At 57.5% G+C, this 323-nt stretch carries 1 pseudogene; it reads left to right on the top strand.

Annotation, left to right across the window (positions count from 1 at the left end):
• Positions 1 to 323 (top strand): annotated as a pseudogene (locus KEHDKFFH_RS20030) (IS5/IS1182 family transposase); the annotation flags it as partial.

Below are 323 nucleotides of genomic sequence, written 5' to 3' on the forward strand. Positions count from 1 at the left end.
CAGGGTAAAAAGCCNTTGAAAACGAAGCTGTCCGAGCAGCCAGCCAAGACCAAAGACACCAAAATCAGCCGTACCGATCCGGACAGTGGCTATATGGTCCGGGAAGGTAAGCCCAAGGGCTTCTTCTACCTGGACCACCGCACCGTCGATGGCCGCAACGCCATCATCACGGATAGCTACGCGACACCGGCCAANCTNCATGACAGCCGCCCCTATCTTGATCGACTGGATCGTCAATGTGAGCGCTTTGGCTTCGATGTCTGGGGCGTTGGACTGGATGCGGGCTATTACACCGCCGGCATCTGTAAGGGGCTGGAAGACCG

This window comes from Marinobacter maroccanus (assembly GCF_002933275.1).
Lineage (GTDB): Bacteria > Pseudomonadota > Gammaproteobacteria > Pseudomonadales > Oleiphilaceae > Marinobacter > Marinobacter maroccanus.